Genomic DNA, 6,885 nt, shown 5'->3' on the forward strand with positions numbered 1-6,885 from the left:
TTGAAAAAGTTTACGCCATCGCTCATAAACATGCCCTATACTTCACCTATTCTACTGTATGGTAAGCTACCCTACGTTTAAAGGCTTTGGTAGCTCTGTATCCTAGATTCCTGACTGAAGGTGAGCGCATACGACGGTTGGGAACGCTTTTCTGCCAGACGCGATCGCGATCGCACTTAAACCATCTGTAAAATCTCAATTTAAATTAAAAGCGATCGCACTTCCTTGGCGAAGATAAGCGATCGCTCTTTCTACATATTCAAAGCTGTTTCAATTCAAAGCCTAACAAAGACGCGACGCCGAACAGCCCGTCGTAAACATCGCATAGCTAGTTAAAAAGGTGCGTTAGACTTTCTTCGTTAACGCACCCTAACAGATCAGGCGATTGTATTGGTATTAATCAGTTCTCTAGGAACGGCTAATACGATAGGTAAGTGTGTAGTCCCAGGTAGACCAGCCCGTATTTTTTTTGGATATTACCCAGGCTCGCTCTTCATGGGAGGGTCCTGTGGAGGAAATTTCTAATTCGGTACTACCCAGTAAGTCATCTCTATCCAAAGAACCGATCCAGCTTGCCGCGGTTGTAGCTGCTGAAAGTATCGTTCCCGCAACAGCTCCTTGTGGACCTGTTGCTGCTATAGCACCTGAAATAGCACTACTAATCTTTTTAACTGTGTCACCGTACTTAGCCCAGTCTTTTGCAGCATCTTCGTCGTAAGCCTTTAGTCCACCTTTGAGGCTTTGTCCTTGTGGGATTTCGCCCTCAAATAAAACGGTTTGGTCTGGTTTGAAAGATTTCCTTTGCTTATCATTGATTTTAATCGGAGTTGTCAGAATTGCCTTGGTGGTTTGTCCTCCTACCAAACCACCGACGAGATAAAAATCGTCAGCACCGGTTACATCTTCGGTATCTCGGCAATAAACGTCAACTAATTCAACTTTTAGCTTTGTCATAAGTTTCTTGGCCTCTTGTGTTTGGTGTTGTGTTCAGAATGGCACTCTGTTAATAAGCATCTGAATGCCTTTTTTTGTTCTTCACATCTATATGTCATAGCTGTAAATTAAGGTAACAATATCATCTGAGTTGAGTGACAATAATCACCTTAAAGGCTCGTAAAACTGCAACAGCATTTTCTCTCCCTATTTGCACCTGTACCAAGCCAGCCAGTGAACTATTTTGTCAGGTTATAAGGAAGCCGCAGACTCAAAAGCTATGATTGCCTTCTCCTTCAGTTATCCATCTTCACACCGCATTTAAATAACCGTAAAATTACTGAAAGACACTTACAACTTAGTTAATTTCGCTTAATCTATAATCTTTCTTTTATCTTCAGAAAAAAGCGATCGCTCATCCAAAAATTTTTTATTGCCCAGAGCGATCGCATTCACAATTTTATTGATAACAATAAAGCTAGCCTCGACTTTTATCCTCAAAGACTTAGCAAGCATTTTTCCTTGAATATGGGTCGCCCGGGATTCGAACCCGGAACTAATCGGTTAAAAGCCGAGTACTCTACCGTTGAGTTAGCGACCCTTTCGTTGCATTTCGCAACTTTGCCATCATAGCATATAAATCTGTAGATTTGTAAAGGGGTTTAGAAAAAATTGGCAGTCAACCTTACAGATGCTGTGTGGCTAGCTCCTGGTGCTAACACAGTCAGGTTATCACCAGTATTAAGAGAGTTACGGGTGGCACTCCACGGTTCTAGACAGTAGAATTCTTTACCTTTGACTGTCCAAAATACTAGGTAGGTAGAAAAATCATCATAATCCAAGGTGAGTTTTAACTTCCGACTGCGATCTATCGCGGTGGCTGATTGACTCGTTAACTGTCCAAAGGCAAAATCAATTTCATCACGGCTAAAGTCAAAATTGCCGTCAAAAGAGTGAATTTCCTTAGTTTGATTATCTTGATACTGCTTAGAAGGAATTTCAAGCTCTAACTGAGTTTTATCACCACACAGAAAGTAGGGATGGAAACCAGCCGAAAAGGGCATTGGTGTAGATGATAAGTTTTTATACTGCTGGCGGACTTCTAGGGTATTACCTTGAAGTTCATAGGTAAAAGCCAGTTGAAAATCAAAAGGATAAACAGCCTTGGTTTGCTCATTGCTATTCAGAACTACAGTCAGACTAGCTTGATCTTTAGTTTTTTGTTCTGTTGCTGACCACGGCAATTCACGAGCAAAACCGTGTTGCTTGAGAGTATATTTTTGACCGTTATAAATGTAAGTATTATCTGGTAGATTGCCACAAATAGGAAACAAAATTGGATTTCCACCTCTGACACTCAACTCAGGATGAGTAAAGCGTTCAGTGTCTAAGTAGAAAATTTCTTGCCCTTGAATGCGCCAACGGGTGATGATACCGCCGCGTTCGGGTACGACTTCCAATTGAGAACCAACGGCTTCATCAGAAAGAATGTAGGTCTTGTACTGTTGCTGTTGAACTGCAATGCTAAACACAAATTTTAGTCCTGGATAAAGTGGAGTGCTGAGTACCTAGTGCTGAGTCCTGAGCAGAATAAAAAGTACTCAGCACTCAGCGCTCATAACTCAGCACTGTTTATTCGTCTTCTGCAAACACGAAACGATATAACTCGCTGGGGTCTGGTTCAGGGCTGCTTTCGGCGAATTTAACTGCCTCGTCGATTACATCCTGAATTTTACGGTCAATGGCTTTGATTTCTCCCTCATCCGCCAGATTTTGCTCCACCAAATAAGCTGCCAACTTCTTAATTGGGTCACGGGCGAACCAAAATTCTTTCTCAGCTTTGCTCCGCATTTCATCTGGGTCAGCCAAGGAGTGACCCCGGAAACGGTAGGTAAGCGCCTCAATTAATGTTGGGCCTTCACCTGCACGGGCACGGGCTACAGCTTCTTGGGCCACGGCTCGAACTGCTAGTACATCCATGCCATCTACTTCCACGCCCACCATGTCAAATACACTGGCTTTTTTATAAATCTCTGGCTGGGAAGTGGCTCGTTCGTGAGACATCCCAATGGCCCACTTATTATTTTCGACTACAAACAGAATTGGCAGTTTCCATAGGGCTGCCATATTTAGTGTCTCAAAAAACTGACCGTTATTAGCTGCACCGTCGCCAAAAAAGCAAGCTGTCACTTGGTCAGCATTTTTATCTCCTAGCACTTCGCGGCGGTATTTGGTTTGAAAAGCCGCTCCAGCGGCTACAGGAATTCCCTCAGCCACAAAAGCATAGCCACCCAGCAAGCGATGTTCCGCAGAAAACATGTGCATGGAACCACCGCGCCCTTTGCTGCAACCTGTGGCTTTGCCAAATAATTCTGCCATTACCTCTCTTGCTGGTACACCCGCACTCAGAGCATGAACGTGGTCGCGGTAGGTACTACAAACGAAATCTTCACCCGGTCGCATTGACTGTACAACACCACTGCAAACGGCTTCTTGACCGTTGTACAAATGGACAAAACCAAACATCTTGCCCCTGTAGTACATTTCAGCACACTTGTCTTCAAACAAGCGCCCTAATACCATGTCCTCATACAACCGTAACCCTTCTTCCTTAGTAATTTGCGTAGTAGCAGGATTAAAAGTGGGTAAAGTACGCTCTTGAACCATTATTTTTGAGTATCCCTGTTGTACAACTTAAAGTTACGGTCTTAAATAAGTTGGTCTGATAACACCTCAGCTTTTAACAGGCTAGCGTTTGTAAGGCTCAACAATCAAACTTTCTTTATGCACCAAAAAAGGGTCTTAGGGAATAGCTGAATTTTTAATTTTTGATTTTTAACTTTTCAGCTCATACCCCGTGAGGATTTGACTCTAATGGCAATATCTGCCGCTTTAGGTTTTCTCTCTCATTATTCCCCTTCACAGACTAGCAATCAAGATAGACTGCTTTCTGCATATCCATTAACAATTTAAAAAAAAGGAGGCAAAAATCTACAATACCCAAATAGGTAATTGTAATTAAGGGTAAATTATGATATTATTTTTTTTCTAGTTATCAGGGTAAATCCCCAATAGGGATATTTTTGTTACTGCCTAGTGGGAAAATCCCAAAAAAATCAATCATCAATAGATTCTTCCAACCACAACATTTATGCCGTGATTAAAAGCGGTAGTTGTGGTTTGTGGTATCGAAGGCTGATAATAGTCGTGTTAAACAAAAATACTAAGAATTAAAACAAACAATTGAGGCTTTCTAGGCGAAAGCAAAAAATTAGTACTAGAATGTGACTCAAAATTTCGGGAAGGTACAAAACAAGTTGTTGCAATATACACTTGTAGAGTGAGTTCTAGACGGCATTTTTATGGCACGGTTTTACGGCCTGGAACGCTCTAGGTGAATTATGTTGATCACGGTGCAGGGGAAGTAGGCTGTGCGAATTCCGCTAGATTACTACCGAATTTTAGGACTACCGTTAGCGGCAAGTGATGAACAATTGCGACAGGCATACAGCGATCGCATTGTACAATTGCCGCGACGTGAGTATTCTCAGGCAGCAATTTCTTCTCGTAAACAACTCATAGAAGAAGCTTACGTGGTTTTATCAGATCCAAAACAACGCAGTACCTACGATCAGCTTTATCTTGCTCACGCCTATGACCCTGATAACCTTGCTGCTGCCGCAGTAGCACTGGAAAATCGTCCAGAAAGCACCAAAAGGGATAGTGACACCCAGAGTCTGGGTATCGAAATTACTCAAGACGAATTAGTGGGCGCTTTATTAATTTTGCAAGAGTTGGGGGAATACGAACTTGTACTAAAACTAGGTCGTCCGTACCTGGTAAATAAAAATGGTGCTACAAGTGCAAGAAAAGGCAATAATTTAGCAGACGAAGAAATACACGAAAGTGCTGAACATCCAGATGTTGTTCTCACTGTCGCCCTTGCTTGTCTAGAATTAGGTCGCGAACAGTGGCAACAAGGTCACTATGAAAATGCCGCCATATCTCTAGAAACTGGTCAAGAACTACTAGTACGCGAAGGGTTGTTCGCCAGTGTCCAGGCAGAAATTCAGGCAGATCTTTATAAATTGCGACCATATCGAATTTTGGAGTTGCTGGCACTACCTCAAGAAAAGACTACCGAACGAAGCCAAGGTTTGGAATTATTGCAAAACCTCTTAGAAGATCGTGGCGGGATTGATGGCACGAACAATGATGACTCTGGTCTAAATATAGATGACTTTCTGCGATTTATCCAGCAGTTACGCAACCACTTAACAGTCGCCGAGCAGCACAAGTTATTTGAAGCCCAAAGCAAACGTCCTTCTGCTGTTGCCACTTACTTAGCTGTTTATGCCTTGATAGCGCGGGGATTTGCTCAACGGCAACCTGCTTTAATTCGTCAAGCAAGGCAAATGCTCATACGTCTGGGCAAGCGCCAAGATGTACATTTAGAACAGTCTCTATGTGCGTTACTTTTGGGACAAACTGAAGAAGCAACTCGTGTTTTAGAACTTAGTCAGGAGTACGAAGCTTTAGCTTTTATTAGAGAAAAATCTCAAGACTCTCCAGATTTGTTACCAGGGCTGTGTCTATATGCAGAACAGTGGTTGCAACACGAAGTATTTCCCCATTTTCGAGATTTAGCAACCCAGCAAGCTTTTCTAAAAGATTACTTTGCTAACCAACAGGTACAAGCTTATTTAGAAGCACTGCCAACGGATGCAGAAACAACTAATGAGTGGGCTGTAATTAACCCCCAAAATTTTCCCCAACCGCAGACAAATAATTCGCCTTTCCCTAAGAATTCAACTAGGACTTCAAGGCAATTTAATCACAGCAGAACACCTGACCTAGATTTGCCAGACACACCAGAATATTCAAACTTGTCACCATCTATGTGGAATTCATCTGGAAGTGTAAAATCAGAGGTTCCTGCTGCTGAACGGACGAGCAGAGGCACTAATCAGCATTTGAACGGTTCAGCTAAAAGTGCTACACCTGCTCATAACCAAAAGCGTCGGCGGAGAAAACCTACTCCATCTGCTATCCGGGAACGTATACCGGATAATCGTCCCCATTCTCGTCGTCCTCGGCGGCGGCGAACTTTTGCTAACACCATCGAAGGGAAAACACGGCTGGTATGGAGAGTGTTTATTTCTTTGGTGAGTCTATTAGTTTTCTGGGTGTTAGCCACAACAACTTTTGGATGGTTAAAAAATCTGTTTTTTCCTACACGAGCTGTACCTACTTCACAGTTGTTTGTACAAATCAATCAACCACCAATATCTATTCCCGATCCAAATCGTAAATCACAAGGACTAGATGGCCCTTTAACAGATGCAGCGGCAGAGGAAATCATTGGCACTTGGCTATCTACTAAAGCCGAAGCTTTAGGGCCGAATCATGAGATTAATAATTTAGAGCAGATTTTAACTGGTTCAGCTTTGTCTCAATGGCGGGTGATTGCTCAACAGGCTAGATCAGACAACCGCTACCGCAAGTACGACCATAGCGTAAAGCTGGAATCTGTAGAGAAAATTGATTTATTTGCAGATCGTGCCGCAGTAGTAGCTACGGTGAAGGAAGCGACGCAATTATATGAAAATGGTCAGTTAAAAAACTCTTCTAACGAGAATTTGCGAGTTCGGTATGATTTGATTAGACAACGAGGTAAATGGCGTATTCAGAGTACATCTGTTGTCAATCAGATAATTAGATAAGTTTGAATTTTTAAGCGAAGTCTACGACTTAGACTCGCACTGAAGCGTTCCTTTGGAAGGCTTTAACAATTCAATTGACCTTTTCTATAGTCTTGAAAATGGTTTTGCTTTGATAACTAACCTTAAACAAGGAGATTTATAGTAACCGCCAAGGCAGTTAGGACGTAAACTGAAAGTAGTCCCTTGTTTGAGAAGCGATCGCTTAACCAATGCCAAAACCCTACAGTTA

Annotated in this window: 5 protein-coding genes and 1 tRNA gene; 1 reads left to right on the plus strand and 5 read right to left on the minus strand. The window is 42.4% G+C overall.

Going from position 1 to position 6,885, the window contains the following annotated elements; all coding sequences use genetic code 11:
• Positions 1-408: 408 nt before the first annotated feature.
• The 5 genes from V7L12_RS04845 to pdhA all read right to left on the minus strand — a co-directional run bounded on the left by V7L12_RS04845 (position 409) and on the right by pdhA (position 3,600).
• Positions 409-954, minus strand: a complete 546-nt coding sequence (locus V7L12_RS04845) for a hypothetical protein (protein ID WP_335082604.1) — start codon at positions 952-954, stop codon at positions 409-411.
• A 351-nt stretch (positions 955-1,305) separates the two neighbouring features.
• Positions 1,306-1,449, minus strand: a complete 144-nt coding sequence (locus V7L12_RS04850; protein WP_335082606.1) for a hypothetical protein — start codon at positions 1,447-1,449, stop codon at positions 1,306-1,308.
• 13 nt (positions 1,450-1,462) lie between these two features.
• Positions 1,463-1,534, minus strand: a tRNA-Lys gene (locus V7L12_RS04855).
• Between the two features lie 61 nt (positions 1,535-1,595).
• Complete coding sequence (locus V7L12_RS04860; protein WP_335082608.1) at positions 1,596-2,465, minus strand: aldose epimerase family protein; 870 nt, start codon at positions 2,463-2,465, stop codon at positions 1,596-1,598.
• A gap of 100 nt (positions 2,466-2,565) precedes the next feature.
• Positions 2,566-3,600 (minus strand): pyruvate dehydrogenase (acetyl-transferring) E1 component subunit alpha, encoded by a 1,035-nt coding sequence (gene pdhA, locus V7L12_RS04865; RefSeq protein WP_335082610.1) that lies wholly within the window; start codon positions 3,598-3,600, stop codon positions 2,566-2,568.
• 764 nt (positions 3,601-4,364) lie between these two features.
• On the opposite strand from pdhA, the gene V7L12_RS04870 reads away from it, so the two are divergent.
• Positions 4,365-6,656 carry an IMS domain-containing protein gene (locus V7L12_RS04870; RefSeq protein WP_335082612.1) on the plus strand — a complete coding sequence of 764 codons (2,292 nt, stop codon included), beginning with the start codon at positions 4,365-4,367 and terminating at the stop codon, positions 6,654-6,656.
• The last annotated feature ends 229 nt before the right edge of the window (positions 6,657-6,885 follow it).

The sequence above is a fragment of the Nostoc sp. genome (genome assembly GCF_036918245.1).
Taxonomy (GTDB): Bacteria; Cyanobacteriota; Cyanobacteriia; order Cyanobacteriales; family Nostocaceae; genus Nostoc.